The organism is Shewanella sp. S1-49-MNA-CIBAN-0167, assembly GCF_040310145.1.
GTDB lineage: Bacteria > Pseudomonadota > Gammaproteobacteria > Enterobacterales > Shewanellaceae > Shewanella > Shewanella psychromarinicola.
In genome coordinates this window covers 1-18,894 of record NZ_JBEOPO010000059.1, presented here as the reverse complement: position 1 = coordinate 18,894, position 18,894 = coordinate 1, and the positions used below count along the sequence as shown (strand labels likewise).

17 protein-coding genes and 1 pseudogene are annotated in these 18,894 nt (G+C 42.0%); 9 read left to right on the top strand and 9 right to left on the bottom strand.

Annotated features, from left to right (window positions below):
* Window positions 1-50 precede the first annotated feature (50 nt).
* From barA to AAEZ00_RS19535, 5 genes are all read left to right on the top strand, one after another.
* On the top strand, window positions 51-2,237 hold the full coding sequence (barA, locus tag AAEZ00_RS19555) for a two-component sensor histidine kinase BarA (RefSeq protein WP_502959341.1): 2,187 nt from the start codon (window positions 51-53) through the stop codon (window positions 2,235-2,237).
* Window positions 2,227-2,823 (top strand): YjaG family protein, encoded by a 597-nt coding sequence (locus AAEZ00_RS19550; protein ID WP_101032466.1) that lies wholly within the window; start codon window positions 2,227-2,229, stop codon window positions 2,821-2,823. The genes barA and AAEZ00_RS19550 overlap by 11 nt, the downstream gene beginning before the upstream one ends.
* Window positions 2,824-3,194: 371 nt before the next feature.
* A complete protein-coding gene (locus AAEZ00_RS19545; RefSeq protein WP_101032467.1) occupies window positions 3,195-4,163 on the top strand; it encodes an AEC family transporter in 969 nt (322 codons plus the stop codon).
* A gap of 128 nt (window positions 4,164-4,291) precedes the next feature.
* Complete coding sequence (gene recN / locus AAEZ00_RS19540; RefSeq protein ID WP_124012042.1) at window positions 4,292-5,950, top strand: DNA repair protein RecN; 1,659 nt, start codon at window positions 4,292-4,294, stop codon at window positions 5,948-5,950.
* Between the two features lie 71 nt (window positions 5,951-6,021).
* Window positions 6,022-7,164 carry a hypothetical protein gene (locus tag AAEZ00_RS19535; RefSeq protein ID WP_351089545.1) on the top strand — a complete coding sequence of 381 codons (1,143 nt, stop codon included), beginning with the start codon at window positions 6,022-6,024 and terminating at the stop codon, window positions 7,162-7,164.
* A 280-nt stretch (window positions 7,165-7,444) separates the two neighbouring features.
* On the opposite strand, the gene AAEZ00_RS19530 is transcribed toward AAEZ00_RS19535, so the two are convergent.
* The 9 genes from AAEZ00_RS19530 to glyA form a co-directional block, all read right to left on the bottom strand.
* Window positions 7,445-7,936 carry a phosphatidylglycerophosphatase A family protein gene (locus tag AAEZ00_RS19530; RefSeq protein ID WP_124012044.1) on the bottom strand — a complete coding sequence of 164 codons (492 nt, stop codon included), beginning with the start codon at window positions 7,934-7,936 and terminating at the stop codon, window positions 7,445-7,447.
* 9 nt (window positions 7,937-7,945) lie between these two features.
* Window positions 7,946-8,902 (bottom strand): thiamine-phosphate kinase, encoded by a 957-nt coding sequence (gene thiL, locus AAEZ00_RS19525; RefSeq protein WP_124012045.1) that lies wholly within the window; start codon window positions 8,900-8,902, stop codon window positions 7,946-7,948.
* An 88-nt stretch (window positions 8,903-8,990) separates the two neighbouring features.
* Window positions 8,991-9,395, bottom strand: a complete 405-nt coding sequence (gene nusB, locus AAEZ00_RS19520) for a transcription antitermination factor NusB (RefSeq protein ID WP_101032472.1) — start codon at window positions 9,393-9,395, stop codon at window positions 8,991-8,993.
* 13 nt (window positions 9,396-9,408) lie between these two features.
* Complete coding sequence (gene ribH / locus AAEZ00_RS19515) at window positions 9,409-9,885, bottom strand: 6,7-dimethyl-8-ribityllumazine synthase (protein ID WP_011636512.1); 477 nt, start codon at window positions 9,883-9,885, stop codon at window positions 9,409-9,411.
* A 124-nt stretch (window positions 9,886-10,009) separates the two neighbouring features.
* Complete coding sequence (gene ribBA, locus AAEZ00_RS19510) at window positions 10,010-11,113, bottom strand: bifunctional 3,4-dihydroxy-2-butanone-4-phosphate synthase/GTP cyclohydrolase II (protein ID WP_101032473.1); 1,104 nt, start codon at window positions 11,111-11,113, stop codon at window positions 10,010-10,012.
* Between the two features lie 125 nt (window positions 11,114-11,238).
* The gene (locus AAEZ00_RS19505) at window positions 11,239-11,898 is read right to left on the bottom strand and encodes a riboflavin synthase (protein WP_101032474.1); all 660 of its coding nucleotides are present in this window, start codon (window positions 11,896-11,898) and stop codon (window positions 11,239-11,241) included.
* A gap of 63 nt (window positions 11,899-11,961) precedes the next feature.
* Window positions 11,962-13,107: a bifunctional diaminohydroxyphosphoribosylaminopyrimidine deaminase/5-amino-6-(5-phosphoribosylamino)uracil reductase RibD gene (ribD, locus tag AAEZ00_RS19500; RefSeq protein WP_351089543.1), complete on the bottom strand. Its 1,146-nt coding sequence runs from the start codon at window positions 13,105-13,107 to the stop codon at window positions 11,962-11,964.
* 62 nt (window positions 13,108-13,169) lie between these two features.
* Complete coding sequence (gene nrdR / locus AAEZ00_RS19495) at window positions 13,170-13,619, bottom strand: transcriptional regulator NrdR (RefSeq protein ID WP_101032476.1); 450 nt, start codon at window positions 13,617-13,619, stop codon at window positions 13,170-13,172.
* Window positions 13,620-13,728: 109 nt separating this feature from the next.
* The gene (glyA, locus tag AAEZ00_RS19490) at window positions 13,729-14,982 is read right to left on the bottom strand and encodes a serine hydroxymethyltransferase (protein WP_351089541.1); all 1,254 of its coding nucleotides are present in this window, start codon (window positions 14,980-14,982) and stop codon (window positions 13,729-13,731) included.
* 261 nt (window positions 14,983-15,243) lie between these two features.
* On the opposite strand from glyA, the gene ettA reads away from it, so the two are divergent.
* From ettA to AAEZ00_RS19470, 4 genes and pseudogenes are all read left to right on the top strand, one after another.
* On the top strand, window positions 15,244-16,911 hold the full coding sequence (gene ettA / locus AAEZ00_RS19485; protein WP_351078473.1) for an energy-dependent translational throttle protein EttA: 1,668 nt from the start codon (window positions 15,244-15,246) through the stop codon (window positions 16,909-16,911).
* A 343-nt stretch (window positions 16,912-17,254) separates the two neighbouring features.
* Window positions 17,255-17,479, top strand: a complete 225-nt coding sequence (locus AAEZ00_RS19480; protein WP_351089539.1) for a hypothetical protein — start codon at window positions 17,255-17,257, stop codon at window positions 17,477-17,479.
* A 356-nt stretch (window positions 17,480-17,835) separates the two neighbouring features.
* Window positions 17,836-18,026: pseudogene (locus tag AAEZ00_RS19475) on the top strand (hypothetical protein); the annotation flags it as partial.
* 17 nt (window positions 18,027-18,043) lie between these two features.
* The gene (locus tag AAEZ00_RS19470) at window positions 18,044-18,517 is read left to right on the top strand and encodes a LabA-like NYN domain-containing protein (RefSeq protein ID WP_101032479.1); all 474 of its coding nucleotides are present in this window, start codon (window positions 18,044-18,046) and stop codon (window positions 18,515-18,517) included.
* Window positions 18,518-18,894 lie beyond the last annotated feature (377 nt).

The following is an 18,894-nucleotide window of genomic DNA, read 5'->3' as shown; positions in this document are numbered from 1 at the left end:
TGAGCCGTATGCAGTGAAAGTTGCACGTACGGTTCTTAGGAGGGCGGCACTTGGTAACAGGTGTCGCCTATCCGACCATTACAGAAATGGTTCGTGTAGTCGCCAAAATCCGTGAAGGTAAGCTTGATACTCGCCTAGAAGGCAACTTAATTGGTGAACTTGACTTGCTTAAACGAGGCATCAACGCAATGGCAGGCTCATTGTCAGAATATCACGATGAAATGCAGCAAAACATTGATCAAGCCACCTCAGATTTACGTGAAACCCTTGAACAGATTGAAATTCAAAACGTTGAGCTCGACATTGCCAAAAAACGGGCCCTTGAAGCGAGCCGTATAAAATCTGAATTTTTAGCTAACATGTCCCATGAGTTACGAACACCACTTAATGGCGTCATTGGATTTGCAAAGCAGCTACTCAAAACACCATTGCATACCAGCCAGCTCGACTACATTAAAACCATTGAACGCAGTGCCAGTAACTTACTCGGCATTATCAACGACATTCTCGATTTCTCGAAACTAGAAGCCGGTAAAATGGTATTAGAGAAAATGCCATTCGCACTACGTGAAACACTCACAGAAACCTTGACGATTATAGCTGGTAGCGCCCAAGAGAAAGGCCTAGAACTGGTTATCGACATCGACGCGAATGTACCAGAGAGCGTCAGTGGTGACGCGATGAGAGTCAGTCAAATTATTACCAACTTAGTCGGTAACGCTATCAAATTTACCGACAAGGGCAGCGTAATACTCAAGATACACTTGGTAGGTCAAGACGAAGATAACATCACCTTACGCTGCGAAATTATCGATACCGGTATTGGTGTTAATGAAAGCCAACAAGAGTATCTATTCCAAGCATTTGGCCAGGCCGACTCATCTATCTCACGCCGCTTTGGCGGCACAGGACTAGGCTTGGTGATCACCAAACGCTTAATTAACCAAATGGGTGGCCAAATAGGCTTTACCTCTGCGCCAAATAAAGGCTCAAATTTCTGGTTTATTCTGCCGCTTGGGATTAGTCAATTCGAAATTGGTGAAGTACTTACCGTTGATGTATTGCAACATAAATCAGTATTGTTGTATGAGCCTCGGGAATTAACCCGCGATACATTAAATCGCCGCTTAGTGTCATGGCAATTAATTATCACTAATGTTGCAAATCTAGAAAACCTCACATCAGTATTACAAAGTAAAACCAGCAAGTTTGATTACATCATCATGAGCTGTCATGGTTTTGCGGACAATACGGTCTTTATCCATTTCTTGCAACAAGCCAGGCAGCATACCGACTGCCTTATTTTATTGCATGACTGTTTAAATCAAGACATGATCATCAATGTGCTCAAAGCCAATGCAGATGTATTACTCAACACTCCAGTCAGCGATTTTACCCTAGCACATCATTTAATCTATCCTCCGGTGCCTTCAACTTCAGTGCGTCTCCCTGAACTGATTAGCCCAGACCCATCGCCACGCCTGAAAGCATCGGTATTAGCCGTTGACGATAATATGGCCAATCTAAAGTTAATTGATACTTTACTCAAAGAATTAGTTGAGAATGTGGTCACAGTCAATAATGGCGACGATGCGATAAAGCAAACTAAGGCACAAGCGTTTGACTTAATCTTTATGGATATTCAAATGCCTGGAACTGACGGCATTAGCGCAACCCAGCAAATACGCTCAGAATCACTCAATCGTAATACGCCCATCATTGCAGTAACGGCACACGCTATCGCCGAAGAGCGTAACAATATTTTAGCCAGTGGTATGGATGGTTTTTTACCCAAACCCATTGATGAACTATCACTAAAAGGGGTGATTAGCCGCTGGATAACTAAACCACAATTGACCCATTTTGATTCCCATGTACTAAATTGGGATTTGTGTTTAACCCAAGCGAACCAAAAAACAGATTTAGCCTTAGATATGTTAAAGATGTTGGTTCATTCATTACCCGAAACAACAGCCGCTATCGATACAGCATTCATAGCCAGAGACGCACAGACATTACTCCAAGCCGTACATAAGCTGCATGGTGCAACATGTTATTGCGGCGTACCGACAACACAAAAGCTGTGTAGGGATATTGAGTCAGGATTAAAGCATAAAATTGACATCGATGACTTAGAACCTGAAATACTAGAGTTACTTGATGAGTTAACTAAGGTAGAATCGGCAGCAAATCAAGTAATAAACCAGCTATCAGTGGATGTACCCCATGACCAGTAAAACCGGTTTTTTTAAACGCCTAAAGGCATTATCGTTACCTCAAAAGCAGCTTTTTGCCCTCGCACTGTGCCAACGAATGCTGCCCAACTACCAACTGTTTTCTGAAGTCTGTGAGTTTGGCCAACCACAGGTCCTAAGCACGGCATTAGAGTTATTATGGCAAAGCCAATATGACAAAAAGCTTAAATTCAATATTGATGTGCATTTGCAACGTCTGGATGAAAACACCCCTGATCCAAGCCAATTTGAAGCCTATGGTGCTTATCCCGCCATGGATGCTGCAGTGGCCATTGCCACTTTAATGGGTGCAATAGACGGAAAAATTGAAGAAGATATTACTAATATCAGTAAGTTATCATCAAGTACTGTGGCTAACTACATTGAGGCTATTAGTGAGGAATCATTAATGGATGAAGCGCTGGATGAATTTGTGTTTTCACACCCAGTAATGGAAGAAGAAAAACAATTACAAGGTATGTTACTCGACATTATCGAAGCCAATCCTGAGATCAACATCGAGTTGGTTAAAGGTTTACGTAAAGATATTATCGAAACGGGTGTGTCTAATATCGGCATTAGTCTATAGCAATACTATCAATAGATTTTACTTAGCCTGGAAACTATTCCAGGCTTTTTATTGAGCGTCATAGCCAAAATTTTTTATCACAGTGTCAGCGGCAGCAACCCACATAGAGAAACCGATAACTGGACGTGAATGACCGGTCATTAAGCTCGGCGGGGATTATTATTAGTACGATTATCGCATCGAAGAAAACAAGTAACTTTTTTAGTGATTTTTTACGCTAAATGAACAATATTTACCCAATCAAAAGTATTAAAGGCCTGTTTTAGCTTAAAATCAAAAATAAACGCTCGTTTAACTTTAGCCTAATTGCATCCTGCTATCAAAAAGCAGTACAGTGATCTTATTATCACTTTGCTAAGGAATTGCGAGGAATGTCCAGTATTCTTACCCCGCTAATCGCTGTATTTATAATTATGCTTCTCGGCAGTATCATTCAGAAATTGAGACTTTTACCACCAGACACCGATCTGATCCTCAATCAATTTGTCTATTACATAGCCTTCCCAGCGATTTTACTCATTGTTTTAGCTGAAACTCACATTGAAGACATTATTCAGTGGGGCTTTGTTGGTGGCTTTAGCTTGGCGATGATCATTACTTATGCGCTGGTCATTGGCGTATCACTATGGTGCAAGCCTAAGCAGCAAGCGGTTGCCGCAATGCGGGCGTTAAACGCCACATTTGGCAATACTGCATTTATTGGTATTCCATTGCTGAGCCTATTGTTCCCGGGTCACAAAATGGCATTAGTGGCCGCAGCGATTGCCAGCTTGCTGTCGGTGTTCATGTTCGCGTTTGCTTTAGTCTCTATTGAACTGGCCAGCCGTAATAAACAATCAACCGACCATGCCATCATCATCATGGCTAATGCACTGTATAAAAACCCGATAGTGGTCGGCAGTCTTATTGGCATAGGCCTATCGGCATTTCATATCACCTTACCCGCTAGCTTGGCGTTAGTGCTGCACCAAGTGGGAAACACCTCCAGTCCTTGTGCACTGTTTGCCATCGGAATGGTACTTGCCAAAGCGTTACGGCATCAGTCAATCACGAACATGTTCAGTCTTAGCTTGATTGCAGAACTGAGTTTAATCAACTTACTCAAGATAATTATTCAGCCCCTTATTGCCTTTGGATTACTCAAACTCTTCGGCGTAGAACACGAGTTACTGACTATGGGAGTCCTGTTAGCAGCCTTACCAACTGCAGCAAGTGTGTATTTATTGGCAGACCGATACCAAATTAATGCCAATGGCAGTGCCCAAGGGATTTTATATGGCACATTAGTCACTTTTATTAGTTTGCCTATAATAGAAACACTTTTAAAATCATATGCTTGATAATTGACCGAGTTAAGGCGATAAAATAATCAGTGATATTTTTATGCCAACCACTTTACTGTATATAAAAACAGTATATACTGTTTATCAATACAGTGGTTTAGTCGCTTCATTGAAAGGGATTCATTATGCTTTGCCAACTCAGCATCAATAATTTTGCTATCGTGCGTTTTTTAGAACTCGACTTTAAAGCCGGTATGACAAGCATCACCGGAGAAACCGGTGCAGGTAAATCGATTGCTATCGATGCCCTTGGGTTATGTCTTGGTAATCGCAGTGATGCCAATACCATCAGACCCGGCGCAACGAAAACTGAAGTGAGCGCGCGGTTTACGCTCCACGATGTCCCTTTAGCTAAACGCTGGCTTGAAGATAACGATCTCGATGCTGAAGATGGATGTATTTTACGTCGAACCATTAATAATGATGGCCGATCTAGAGCCTATATTAATAGTAATCCGGTCCCGGTTTCGCAATTAAAAGCCGTTGGTCAACTCCTGATAGGCATTCATGGCCAACATGCTCACCATGCCATGCTTAAAAATGATCATCAGTTAGCCTTACTCGACAGCTACGCTAACCACAAGTTGTTACTTGATGCCGTCAGTGCCAGCTATCAGCGCTGCAAGCAAGTGGAAAACGAGCTAAAGCATCTTGAGCAAGCTCAGCACGAACGCATTTCGCGTCAACAGCTGCTGCAATATCAAGTAGAAGAGCTTAATGAGTTCAACTTAGGCTTGGAAGAATTTGATGAAATAGAACAAGAACACAAACGCTTAGCCAATGGCACAGATTTAATTGAACGTTGCCAAGCTGGTTTACATTTATTGACCGAAAGTGATGAAGGCAATATAGAATCGCTGCTTAATAAAGTGGCCAGTATTGCTGATACGCTTCAAGGCTATGATGAATCCCTTGCTCCTATCGGCACTATGATCAGCGATGCGTTAATTCAAGTACAAGAAAGCGCTAGCGAAATTGAAAGTTATTTAAGCAGTTTAGAGCTTGATCCAGAACATTTTGCCTATTTAGAAAAACGCCTTTCAACGGCAATGCAATTGGCGCGTAAGCATCATGTGAGTGCTGATAAGTTGGCGCTACATCATCAAGCATTGATGAGTGAATTGGCCGAACTTGCTGACGACGAAACTAAATTAGATGGTATAAGACAGCAACTTGAAGCCACCAGAAATGCCTATTTAACCAATGCACAAAAACTAAGTCAAAGCCGTAGCCGTTATGCTAAAGAACTCGATAAATTGGTCACTCAGTCAATCCATGAATTGAATATGCCTAAGGGCAAGTTCTATATTCAGGTTAACTATGAAGCAACTAATATCAGCTTAAATGGTTGCGACCAAATTGAGTTTATGGTTACCACTAATCCCGGCCAACCTTTGCAACCTATTTCAAAAGTAGCCTCAGGCGGCGAACTATCACGCATTGGCTTAGGCATTCAGGTGATTACCGCCAGAAAAGTCGCCACTCCGACGCTTATTTTTGATGAAGTGGATGTGGGCATTTCGGGTCCTACCGCTTCGGTTGTTGGCCGTATGTTACGCAGCCTTGGCGAGTCGACTCAAGTTTTGTGCGTGACTCATTTGCCACAAGTGGCGGGTAACGGTCATCAGCATATGTTTGTCAACAAATTCAATAAAGCAGGTAGTACAGAAACCACCATGCAGGCCTTGGATAAAGATCAACGGGTGAATGAACTTGCGCGCTTATTAGGTGGTGATGTCATTACCGAAAATACCTTGGCTAATGCCCGTGAGTTGTTGCAATAATCGTTATGCACTTATAAAAAGCAAATCAATATGTTAATGTAAAGTTAACATGGATTTACGGATAAATCATAATGCTGAAAGTAATAAAGGGCTTGGGTGTTTTTGTCGGGCTAATATGTAGCTTACTGGTCTTTATTGTTGTCTGTTTAGTGGCCATTAATGCAACAGACAGAACAAAGTCACCTAACACGCTATTAGTTGAAAACTGGCTAAAGCAACAGCCTATCGATCCAAGCGAAAATGGTTTTGTATATTTACAAACTTTTATCGGCATTTTTCAGGATGTAACGGCTAAAGAAGTGGCCACTACATTAAGTTTCAATGATGAAGAAGATCAACTACTACGCGATTACAAAAAATCGTGTTATCAAACTGATGTGGCAACCTGTAATGAATTTCTTGAAAAGAATAACGAAAGTATTTTACAAGCAATTCATGCACACAAAACCGATGCAACCCATTATAGCAAGCTGATTGAAATGCCTTATTGGCAAGAAGATATTCAGTATTTAACACCTGAAAATCTTTTTAAATGGGCGCCACTACTTAAATTACGAACAATCAGTGAACTTACCGTTTTAATAAACCTTGACGGATCCCCTAACCTTAACGTGAATGAAGCCTTGTTAACATTTTTAAATAAAGATGCTCAATTCTGGAATATGGTTTATCACTCATCTCGCTCTATATTCAACCATATGATTGCCGTTAGCGTAATCAAATCTCAACTTAACTTTGCCAGCACCTTAGCTAAGACACTCGATACCGCGGTTTCAAACAAAGTCACAACTTGGCAAACGCCATTCGAATTAACTAATAGCGATTTTGAGAGAGTATTTTCTGGTGAATGGCAGTTTGCTCAAAATGTCAGACAACAAATGTTAATTGAAGTGCAGTCTGATAAGGTAGCTTTTTATGAAAAATGGTTAGCAGATGCTTTGTATAAGCCCACAGACAGTGACAACCTCATGGCTGAGTATATTGTTAGCTTAGTTAAGGAACCGGTTTCAACAACCTCTGAACACACGGTCATAAAACCGGATTACTGCTCTTTCGACAATTATATAAAGCAATTATGGATATCACGTTACAATCCGATTGGTAAACTATTTAACTGCACCGTTTATGAAACAGATTATAAGCAACGTTTAACTAATATAAATAAAGATTTAGAGCAATTGCGAACTAATCTACTTACCGAAAAATCATCTTAATAACATCACATCGACTGATTTTATTTAATACCGTTAGCGACAAAAGAGCACAAATATGCTTTTTTTTGGTTTATAAATCTTTATATAAAGTACTTAATCTGAAATAGAGATAAAAGATGAGAAGGTAATAAAATGAACACGCTTAGCCATATATCGATCTAAACTTGTTGTTTGTTAATAAGACGCAGCCTCTTGTTACTGGTTGCGTTAATAGTAAGTCTTTCAACTCAGTTAGGAAAGGACTGTTTGATAGTCGTTTGTTATCCAAAATTCAGGTTACTTATAGATAATACACTGCAAGCTGCACACCGATTAACGAAAACACACCCGCCAATACATCATCAATCATAATCCCAAAACCACCATGCACTTTGGCATCAAGCCAACGTATAGGCCATGGCTTTATAATGTCAAAAAAGCGAAATAATACAAAACCGAGAGCTAACCATATAAAACCTAAAGGCGCGGCAATCATGGTGATCATCAACCCAACCACTTCATCCCACACAATAGCGCCATGGTCGTGTACACCCATATCTCTAGCCGCTTTCCCACAAATATAGAATCCGGCAAGCATACTAATACAGGTGATGATGAGGTAATTCGTTAAGCTTAACTGCTGCATGAGCAACACTATGGGCACTGCGGCTAAGGTACCAAAGGTACCCGGCGCTTTGGCCGCTTTACCGCTGCCAAAGCCTAATGCCAAAAAATGAATTGGGTGGGCTAAAGACAGTTTTTTAACGAATTTATCTTGGGTTAATAGTCTCATAGTACTCAATTAAAAATGCACAAAGCCACGTGAAATAGGGGTAAATGCTTGCCCATTTTCTACTAGTTTTAATTTATCGCCGGCGCTGATCTGACCAATTTTAACAAACTTCACCCCAGCATGAATTAGCGCGGTATCAATTGCACCGCGTTGTGACTCTGGCACAGTAAATAAAAGTTCGTAGTCTTCACCGCCAGTTAATGCATAACTTAATGCATCTTCACGACTAAGATTGGCTTTAAGTGAGTTTGATAAAGGAATGAGATCCACATCAATGATGGCGCCGACTTTCGATGCCGATAACACATGTCCAATATCAGACATTAAGCCATCAGACAAATCAATAGCGCTTGTGGCTAGAGTGCGTAGTGCTTGACCTGCCAACACACGAGGCGTTGGGTAATAATGGCGGTTAATCAGATATTGTTTATCTTCAGCGTTAACGGTCTTAACACCTCTGATAATATCAAGGCCTAAGGCTGAATCACCTAGGGTTCCCGTCACATAGATCCAGTCTCCTCTTTTTGCACCTGCACGGGTTAATGCTGTACCTTTAGGGACTTGGCCATTAATCGTAATACTGATACTGCGCGGACCACGGGTGGTATCACCACCAATGAGTGCAATACCATAATATTCAGCAATATCAAAAAGGCCGGCACTGAACTGGGCTAACCAAGGTTCATCAACACAGGGTAACGTCAGTGCTAAAGTAAACCAAGCGGGCTCGGCCCCCATTGCGGCAAGATCAGAAAGGTTAACCGCTAGCGATTTATAACCTAAAGCATGAGCTGGAATGTCTGCTAAAAAATGGATATTTTCAACAAGGGTATCACAAGAAATTGCTAAAGATTTCTTGTCCGCAGGATTCACTAACGCACAGTCATCGCCGATGCTTAACTCAACATCTCGCCTTTTTTGACCTTTATTGCGGAAGTAATGTTCGATGAGTTGAAATTCTTTCACATTCAGTCTGGTACGGTAAACCGTCCACCTTAATTTTTGAAACAATTAATAACAAATGAAAACGGTATCCGAAGATACCGTTCTGGTGTTACTTATGCTTCACTAACTTATCAAGCAAGCCGTTGACAAATTTGTGACTATCTTCAGCACCAAACGCTTTCGCTAACTCGATACCTTCGTTAATAGCCACTTTAAACGGCACATCTTTACGGAAGGTCAACTCGTAAGTTGCCAGACGCACAATGGCTTTTTCTACTGGTGACACTTCTTCAAAATTACGATCAAGATGTGGCTTTAACAGCTCATCAATTTGCGATATTTTTGATGCTACACCGGTTAATAGCTCACGAAAATAAGCGACATCAACACCGTCAGTGTTCTGTTCAGTTAAAAACTCATGTTCTACGTCAGCAACTTTGTTTTTACTTAACTGCCATGAATAAATGGCTTGAACGGCTAAACGGCGGGCCTTACGGCGCTCTGAAGGTTTCATACTTTTCCTACTATTACAGCTGTTGTTCTAGTTGTTGCAGTACATTAACCATTTCAAGCAAACTAAGGGCAGCTTCGCCACCTTTGTTACCTGCTTTAGTACCTGAACGCTCAATAGCTTGCTCAATGGTATCTGTAGTTAATACACCGAATGAAACAGGAAGATCGTACTCTAATGCAACTTGTGCAAGACCTTTGTTACATTCACCAGCAACAAATTCAAAATGAGGTGTACCGCCACGGATGACAGCACCTAATGCAATGATCCCGTCAAACTTTCCACTTGCAGCAACACGTTTTGCAGCAAGCGGTAATTCAACTGCACCAGGCACTCGAACAACAGTAATGTTGTCGTCACTGACCTGGCCGAAACGCTTTAATGTGTCTATTGCACCGTCAAGCAGACTTTCAACTAAAAAGCTATTGAATCGCGATATTACAATCGCCACTTTGGCATTTTTCGCTTCGATATTACCTTGAACTACGTTCATTCTATCTTACCTAAATTAGCTAAAGCACCCCGCTCGGGGCAAAAAAGAGGCGCTATGATATCACAGCCGAAAGCCCTGAGCGCTATGCAATTAATGAAATTATTAAATTTACCATAAGCCAAAATTATTCAGCTATATAATCCGTTACTTCTAAACCAAAACCTGACAAGGAATGGTAACGCTTTGGCGAACTTAATAAGCGCATTGTACTGACACCTAGACTCGACAAAATTTGCGAGCCGACGCCAACACGACGTGATGTTCCTTGCCACATTGCTCCTGCTGGTGATTGGCCATTATCTTCGGCCTCAAACGCTTTCACTTTTGCCAGTATCTGACTTGAATGCTCAACGTTACCCAGTAACACCAATACGCCACCTTCCAAAGCAATGCGTTGCATGGCTTTTTCTAATGGCCAGCTACGCGTTTGATCTCGCTCAGAATGCAGTAAATCGTTAAAGGTGTTTTGCAAATGCACACGCACTAAACAATTAGGCTTCACTTCATCTTTAACCAATGCGTAGTGTAATTGATTATCAATAGTGTCTCTAAATGTCACCATAGTAAAATCACCAAAACGAGTCGGTAGTTTACATTGAGCTTCGCGTACAACCGTGGTTTCGTTGGTGTTACGGTATTCAATTAGGTCTGCAATGGTACCGATTTTAATCCCATGCTTTTGACTGAATATTTCTAAATCAGGACAGCGCGCCATGGTGCCGTCTTCATTTAAAATTTCAACAATCACAGCTGAAGGTTCACAGCCAGCTAAGCGCGCTAAATCGCAACCGGCTTCAGTATGGCCAGCACGCGTTAATACCCCGCCTTCTTGTGCCATTAACGGAAAAATATGCCCAGGTTGTACTAAATCAGAGGCTTTGGCATCTTTGGCAACAGCGACTTGAACGGTCACGGCTCGGTCATGAGCTGAGATCCCGGTTGTGACCCCGGTCGCCGCTTCAATTGATACGGTAAAGTTAGTCGAGAACTGCGCATTGTTGTTGGTGACCATTAAAGGCAAGTTAAGCTGCTGACAACGCTCTTTGGTCATGGTTTGGCAAATTAATCCGCGGCCATAGGTTGCCATGAAATTGATTGCAGCAGGCGTCACTTTATCAGCGGCCATGATCAAATCACCTTCATTCTCTCTGTCTTCATCATCCATCAAGATAACCATCTTACCTTGACGAATATCTTCAATGATTTCTTCTATGTTATGTAGCGCCATTGTCAGACCTTTCTCTATTAAGTTTTTTGATTTTAAATAATTAAATCAATTTGTATTTGTTATTTGTTATTTTGAATAATGTCTTGTACATAATCATTGGGTATAAATATTTATGCTTGGAGCGATTAGCGCAAAAATCCAGACTTAGCTAATAATTCCATCGTCACACCCGATGACGGCTGTGCATGGCTAGCATCAGGTTGCATTAAACGCTCTAAATAGCGGGCAATTAAATCCACTTCGATGTTCACGCTGTCACCAACTTTGAGATCCACCAGCGTGGTTTCACCCGCAGTATGAGGCACGATGGTTAATCTAAAACGAGTTCCATCAACTTCATTGACGGTCAAACTAACGCCATCAATGGTGACCGATCCTTTGTGAGCAATGTAGCGACTTAATTGAACCGGTACCGATAACCAAAACTCAAGTGCCTTGCCTCGGTAAGCACATTGCTCAATTTTTGCAATGCCATCAACGTGGCCGCTGACCATGTGTCCACCCAACCTCGTGGTCGCCGTAACGGCTTTTTCAAGATTAACCTTTTGGCCAACTTGATAACGACTAAAACCAGTTAATTCAACTGTTTCAGCCGATATATCCGCAACGTAGCTATCGCCTAAACGCTCAACAACGGTCAAGCACACGCCATTTGTGGCAATGCTATCACCTAGGTTTACATCGGTTAAATCCAACTTGCCGCTGGCAACGGTTAAGCGGATATCGTTACCTTTGCGATCAATTTTACGTAATGTACCAAGGGCTTCGATTATCCCAGTAAACATAATGACTCACTTTTTGCTTTTAAACTTTGCAGTTGTTCAGGTTTTTCTTAAACAACTGCCACATTAATAGGGTTGATTATATCTGAGGATATAACGCTTATCTTGTCCAACGTTGCGCTCATCAATTAATTGCAATGCCGGCGTTTGCTCCATGGCACTGTAATCGGGTAACTGCAACATATTACGTCCATGGCTGCCTAACAGTTTAGGCGCTTGATAAAGCACAATGTCATCGGCGAGGCCTTGAGCGACAAACGCCCCAGCTAAGGTCGCACCCGCTTCGACTAAAACAGAATTAGTATGCTGGCCTAAATACGTTAGCAAAGCTAACAATGGGATCCTGCCCGACGAGTCACATTCTAATTGTAAAAAAGAAACGTGTTGTGGAAAAGCAGCTTTAGCACTTTGGGAATATTGACAGCCAGAAACCAGTAAAATAGGACTTTGAATTGAAAATAACCTTTGTGTTGCCGTCAGTCTCGCTCTGCTGTCTAGCACAACCCTTAAAGGTTGGAAAATTTCATCTTTTGTATGGCGAGTGGTTAACTCACCTAACGCCTCATAGCGCACATTAAGGCTAGGGTCATCGATAAGGATTGTTTCAACGCCTGTGATTAATGCACAGTGGCTGGCACGGTATTTTTGCACATCGGCTCGTGCAGCACTGCCGGTAATCCACTTTGACACCCCATTAGACAGGGCTGTTTTACCGTCTAAACTGGCGGCTATTTTAACCGTGACCCAAGGAAGCCTAGTTTTCATGCGCTTCATAAAGCCTAGATTGAGATCATAAGCTTGTTGGCTGAGTAGTCCTACATCGACCTTAATTCCAGCCTCACGTAACATGGTGATACCGCGGCCTGACACTTCTGGGTTCGCATCGGTCACAGCAACAACGACTCGCGCAACCTTGGCGTTAATTAACCCTGAAGCGCAAGGCGGCGTACGACCATAATGACTGCAAGGTTCTAAGGTTACATAGGCGGTGGCGCCTTGAGCGCTATGACCATTATCAAGCACCATTTTCAGCGCATTGACTTCAGCGTGGCCTTCGCCAGCGCGTTGATGGAAACCCTCACCGATAATCTTATTCTGATAGACAATGACACAACCAACACAGGGATTGGGCCTAGTGGTATAACGGCCTTTCTCGGCAAGCGCTATAGCACGGCTCATCATTTTGGTGTCAAAAGTAGGCCCGTTGGACATGATAGATAATCTCTTATTGCTTAGATGCCATGATAACCGTTAAAAACAGTCAATACACAGCATTACTTTTGCAACTTAGCAATGGCCTCACCAAATTGTGACACATCTTCAAACGCACGATAAACAGAGGCGAAACGAATGTAAGCCACCTTATCAAGGTTCATCAACTGTTCCATCATAAGATTACCAATCATTTCCGAATCCACTTCGCGCTCACCAGTCGCGCGCAGCATTGATTTAATTTTTGTCAACGCTTGATCAATGTCATCAATAGAAACCGGACGTTTTTCAACGGCACGCAACATGCCGCCGCGCAGTTTCTCTTCATCAAATGGTTGTCGGGTGCCATCGCGTTTTATCACTCTAGGCATGACTAATTCAGCGCCTTCAAAGGTGGTAAAACGTTCATGACATTCGGTACATTCCCGGCGACGACGGACTTGGTGACCATCAGCCACTAATCGAGAATCTATCACTTTGGTATCGGTCGCGCTACAAAAAGGGCAATGCATTAGGACTCCTGCAGAAAAAATGGCCGCTAGCAATTAGCGGCCATTAAAGTTTATCCTATTTGGTGAACAAGGTTAACCTAAACCTGTATCAACAGACATCCAAATACGATTAACCGTATACAGGGAATCGAGCACACAAGGTCAATACTTGACCTTTTACGCGCTCAATAACCGCTGTATTAGATGCATCATCAAGGATGTCACAAATCCAACCGGTCAATTCTTTCGCTTCAGCTTCTTTAAAGCCGCGACGAGTGATGGCTGGTGTACCAATACGAACACCAGAGGTCACAAACGGTGAACGAGGGTCGTTAGGCACTGAATTTTTGTTAACGGTAATGTTGGCACTGCCTAAGGCGGCGTCGGCTTCTTTACCGGTTAAATCGCGGCCAATTAAGTCAACCAACATTAAATGGTTTTCAGTACCGCCAGAAACGATTTTGTAACCGCGGGCTAAAAACACTTCAACCATGGCTTTGGCATTTTTAACCACTTGCTGTTGGTACAGTTTAAATTCTGGCTCTAGTGCTTCTTTAAATGCGACCGCTTTACCTGCGATAACATGCATTAAAGGACCACCCTGACCACCAGGGAATACTGCTGAGTTTAGTTTTTTATATAAAACTTCATCATCGGCTGCAGAAATAATAATCCCGCCGCGTGGGCCGGCTAATGTTTTATGGGTTGTTGACGTTATCACATGTGCATAAGGCACTGGCGTTGGGTAAACACCTGCGGCAATTAAGCCTGCCACGTGGGCCATATCAACAAACAAATAAGCACCAATTTTGTCGGCAATCTCGCGCATTCTAGCCCAGTCAACAATACCTGAAAAAGCCGAAAAACCGCCGATCATCATTTTAGGCTTATGTTCAATGGCTAAACGCTCCATTTCGTCATAATCAATTTTGCCAGACTCATCGATACCGTAGGGAATGATGTTGTAAAGCTTGCCAGAAAAATTAACCGGTGAACCGTGGGTCAAATGACCACCATGAGCAAGGTTCATCCCTAAAACGGTATCGCCTGGCTGCAATAACGCCATAAATACAGCACTGTTTGCTTGCGAACCGGAATGAGGCTGTACGTTCGCATATGTTGCACCAAATAATTCTTTTGCGCGTTCAATCGCTAATGTTTCAATCACATCAACGTATTCGCACCCACCATAGTAACGCTTACCTGGATAACCTTCAGCATACTTGTTGGTTAACTGAGAACCTTGGGCTTCCATCACACGAGGACTGGTATAGTTTTCAGATGCAATCAATTCAATGTGTTCTTCTTGACGACAAGTTTCATCTTCAATGGCTTTAAATAATTCTGGATCGTAATCCGCAATATTCATCGCTTTCTTCAACATACTAGCTCCAACATCATTATCTATATAGTAGGGTTGCGCGTTATTCTACCCTGCAACGATGATGATTCACAGTAGAAACAACATGAAATTCACTGTGTTCTGAATACAAAACTATTCATGTTTATGGCACCAAGTGGCCAGATCCTTCATTCTTTTTGACCTAAAAAGCGCTGTGGATTAAATCACACAATTGCCTGTTGAGTTCAGCTCATAATACAGTAGAATTATCATCATCTTTGTTGACAATTAGACAGTATAATTATGGCTCAATTTGTATACAGCATGCTTCGTGTGGGTAAAATTGTCCCACCTAAAAAGCAAATTTTGAAAGACATTTCATTAAGCTTCTTTCCTGGCGCCAAAATTGGTGTACTCGGATTAAACGGTTCAGGTAAATCGACATTGCTGCGCATCATGGCCGGTATAGATACCGAAATTGAAGGTGAAGCGCGTCCAATGCCTGGACTAAAAATTGGTTATTTACCGCAAGAGCCGCGCTTAAATGAGCAACAAACGGTTCGCGAGGCCGTAGAAGAAGCCCTGAGTGAAGCCAAAAATGCATTGATCCGTTTAGATGCTGTTTACGCCGCTTATGCTGAACCCGATGCAGATTTTGATGCCCTAGCCAAAGAACAAGGTGAGTTAGAAGCCATCATCCAATCTCAAGATGCACACAATCTTGATCATATTCTAGACCGTGCAGCAAACGCGTTACGTCTGCCCGATTGGGATGAAAAAATTGCTGTACTGTCCGGTGGTGAACGTCGACGGGTAGCCCTTTGTCGCTTGCTACTTGAAAAGCCTGAAATGCTATTACTCGACGAACCGACAAACCACTTGGATGCTGAATCCGTCGCATGGTTAGAGCACTTTTTACAAGAGTATTCTGGCACCGTAGTCGCTATTACCCATGACCGCTATTTCTTAGACAATGCAGCAGGCTGGATTTTAGAACTCGACCGTGGTGAAGGGATCCCCTGGGAAGGTAACTACTCCTCATGGCTTGAGCAGAAAGATGCCCGTTTGCAACAAGAATCTTCAACACAAAGTGCTCGTCAAAAAACTATCGCAAAAGAATTAGAATGGATACGTCAAGGTGCGAAAGGCCGCCAATCTAAGGGCAAAGCCCGTATGGCGCGTTTTGAAGAACTCAACACTAACGATTACCAAAAACGTAACGAGACCAACGAATTGTTTATTCCACCAGGGCCACGCCTCGGTGATAAAGTGATTGAAGTGACTAACTTAACAAAATCCTATGGTGATCGCGTATTGATTGACGATCTTACCTTTACCGTTCCCAAGGGCGCCATTGTGGGGATTATCGGAGCTAACGGTGCGGGTAAGTCGACGTTATTCAAAATGATCTCAGGCGAAGAACAACCAGACAGTGGCTCGATTTCTGTGGGTGACTCAGTTCAAATTGCTTCTGTTGAGCAGTTCCGTGATTCAATGAATGATAAAAATACCGTGTGGCAAGAGATTTCTGGCGGCCACGATATTATGCGGATCAATAATACTGAAATTTCGAGCCGTGCTTATGTCGGACGTTTTAACTTCCGTGGTGGCGATCAGCAAAAAATTATCGGCACCTTATCGGGTGGCGAGCGCAACCGAGTCCACTTAGCCAAATTAATACAAGCCGGTGGCAACGTATTATTACTCGACGAACCTACCAACGACTTGGACGTAGAAACATTACGCGCCCTAGAAGAAGCGTTATTAGAGTTTCCCGGTTGTGCGATGGTTATTTCACATGACCGTTGGTTCCTTGACCGTATCGCTACCCATATTCTGGATTACCGAGACGAAGGTAAAGTGAGTTTCTATGAAGGTAACTATACTGAGTATTCAACTTGGTTAAAAGATAGCTTAGGCGCCGATGTAGTAGAACCGCATCGATTAAAATATAAGCGGTTAAATAAGTAATCTCAGCTAAGGATAATAAAAGGCTATCAAACAGGCCTTTGCCCCGCTAACGATGTTACTCAATAAAGCAGAGCCTTAGCGCTCTGCTTTATTGTATTTGAGCGTATTGAATGATTATTCTCAGATTAAACGATAAAAATATCAACCTATAGCAACATTTTGCCAATTCATTGTGGGCAATACACCATAATCTGTTTATAAAGCGAAAAATCACTTCCGCATTATAAATTACCAAGCTTTTTTTACTTTTTACTGATTAAATTCAGTTTATTACCTAGCTTTAACGATTCCAGCTTGTAAGCCAGTTTAACGGTGATATCAGTGAGATACGGTTCAATTTACCGTGTTTTATTGTACCAACTCATTTCCGGCAATCGAAGTCATTACCTCGGCAGAAAAGCAGAGCCTCAATAAAATTGAACATCAATACAATATCGATATCCTGCTCATCACGGTTAACGGCAAATTTTCACCATTTAATAGAAAAGCCGATGACATTGACGTGCGGAAAAAAGCAATTATTTTAGAACGACAACGATATAACGAATTCATTGCACTATTTACCTAAGGTTATTAGGGCTAATACGGCGATAGCCGAAACCGATAAAAAAATTGAAAAGTCTGTTTCTTTAATCGATGAATTAACTCAAAAACCACAACAAGACGGCAAACATCTTGAAACTGAAAAAGTAGTCATATTAACTGAATATGAGGCGATAAATAAAAAAACGTGCCACTAAAATTCAGCCATTAGTTACACTCAAAAAAGATATTACTAATTATTTAATTACCGATTTATCGAAATCAAGTCGCACACAGCCAGTCGTTTAAATAGTTCGATTCAGTGTTCAACATCCCCCTCTATCGCAGATTGATTGAAAGAGTCCAAAAGCAGCATTTTATCCAATACCGCTAATGGTCTTTACCGCATCTGGCAGTGAAAACCGTATTGCGGTAGCAACTGTGATATTCTTCAATATGGCATTGGCGACGTTGTCACCCTATTGGTGATCCCCGCAATGTACCGACTCATCTCTTCGTCAACTCACTCACCAGGGTTTGTTGAAGCACAACTTAATGACGCCATTGCCGCTCAAAAAGCGCAACAGCCTTAACCTTCACAGGTGTAATAATGACAACCCTTGCCGTATTCGTAGATGTGCAAAATATTTATTACACCTGTAAGCAAGGTTTTGGACGTTCATTTAATTACCGCGCCTTGTATAAACGTTTATCCGCACAAGGCAATATTAGCCATGCTATCGCCTATGCGATTGCTCCGGCAGATGACGGACAGGTTAAATTTCAAGATGCGCTAAAACATATTGGCTTTACGGTTAAAACTAAGCCTTATATTCAGCGTAGTGATGGCTCAGCCAAGGGAGATTGGGATGTCGGTATTACTATCGATATGCTTGAGATAGCCCCCATGGTAGATGAAGTTATTTTACTGTCTGGTGATGGTGATTTTGATTTGTTACTCAAAAAAATCAACCAAACGACCACATGCTACACCCATGTAGTAAGTGTTGAGCGCCTTACCGCAAAGTCGCTAACCGACCAATGTCAGCAATTTACCGCCATTGATAATACATTATTGATTTAGCCATTTACGCCATTACTTTATTTCACATACGCTTTATCGACACTCTTTTACAATAGCTAATCCTGATGAGTGTCTATTAGCGGTTAAATCAATAATCGCTCTAGATAAGCGATTTAATGGTTAGTCTTTCCAAAAATGAAACCGCGACCTCATAGGGTTAGGGTTGTTATTGATGTCGCTTGCCAGCGCGTCAGTCAACAATTTCAAATCGATAAAGCTTTTATCTACGCTATACTAGCCAAAGAAATCAGTAACATTATGTAAAAAAAAGAGCAACGGCTCGGCTTGTAACAAAAGTGATAGCGTCACGTTTTAATATAAAGGCATTACTCAAATGCTTGATGCTTGTCATTGTGTGCTTATAAGACACTTCGTGA

Coding starts and splice junctions, on each gene's coding strand:
- ribH (WP_011636512.1), bottom strand. CDS start 9,885: ATGAACGTAGTTCAAGGTAATATCGAAGCGAAAAATGCCAAAGTGGCG.
- AAEZ00_RS19505 (WP_101032474.1), bottom strand. CDS start 11,898: ATGTTTACTGGGATAATCGAAGCCCTTGGTACATTACGTAAAATTGAT.
- recN (WP_124012042.1), top strand. CDS start 4,292: ATGCTTTGCCAACTCAGCATCAATAATTTTGCTATCGTGCGTTTTTTA.
- glyA (WP_351089541.1), bottom strand. CDS start 14,982: ATGTTGAAGAAAGCGATGAATATTGCGGATTACGATCCAGAATTATTT.
- AAEZ00_RS19535 (WP_351089545.1), top strand. CDS start 6,022: ATGCTGAAAGTAATAAAGGGCTTGGGTGTTTTTGTCGGGCTAATATGT.
- AAEZ00_RS19470 (WP_101032479.1), top strand. CDS start 18,044: ATGACAACCCTTGCCGTATTCGTAGATGTGCAAAATATTTATTACACC.
- AAEZ00_RS19550 (WP_101032466.1), top strand. CDS start 2,227: ATGACCAGTAAAACCGGTTTTTTTAAACGCCTAAAGGCATTATCGTTA.
- ettA (WP_351078473.1), top strand. CDS start 15,244: ATGGCTCAATTTGTATACAGCATGCTTCGTGTGGGTAAAATTGTCCCA.
- AAEZ00_RS19545 (WP_101032467.1), top strand. CDS start 3,195: ATGTCCAGTATTCTTACCCCGCTAATCGCTGTATTTATAATTATGCTT.
- AAEZ00_RS19530 (WP_124012044.1), bottom strand. CDS start 7,936: ATGAGACTATTAACCCAAGATAAATTCGTTAAAAAACTGTCTTTAGCC.
- ribBA (WP_101032473.1), bottom strand. CDS start 11,113: ATGGCGCTACATAACATAGAAGAAATCATTGAAGATATTCGTCAAGGT.
- nrdR (WP_101032476.1), bottom strand. CDS start 13,619: ATGCATTGCCCTTTTTGTAGCGCGACCGATACCAAAGTGATAGATTCT.
- nusB (WP_101032472.1), bottom strand. CDS start 9,395: ATGAAACCTTCAGAGCGCCGTAAGGCCCGCCGTTTAGCCGTTCAAGCC.
- ribD (WP_351089543.1), bottom strand. CDS start 13,107: ATGTCCAACGGGCCTACTTTTGACACCAAAATGATGAGCCGTGCTATA.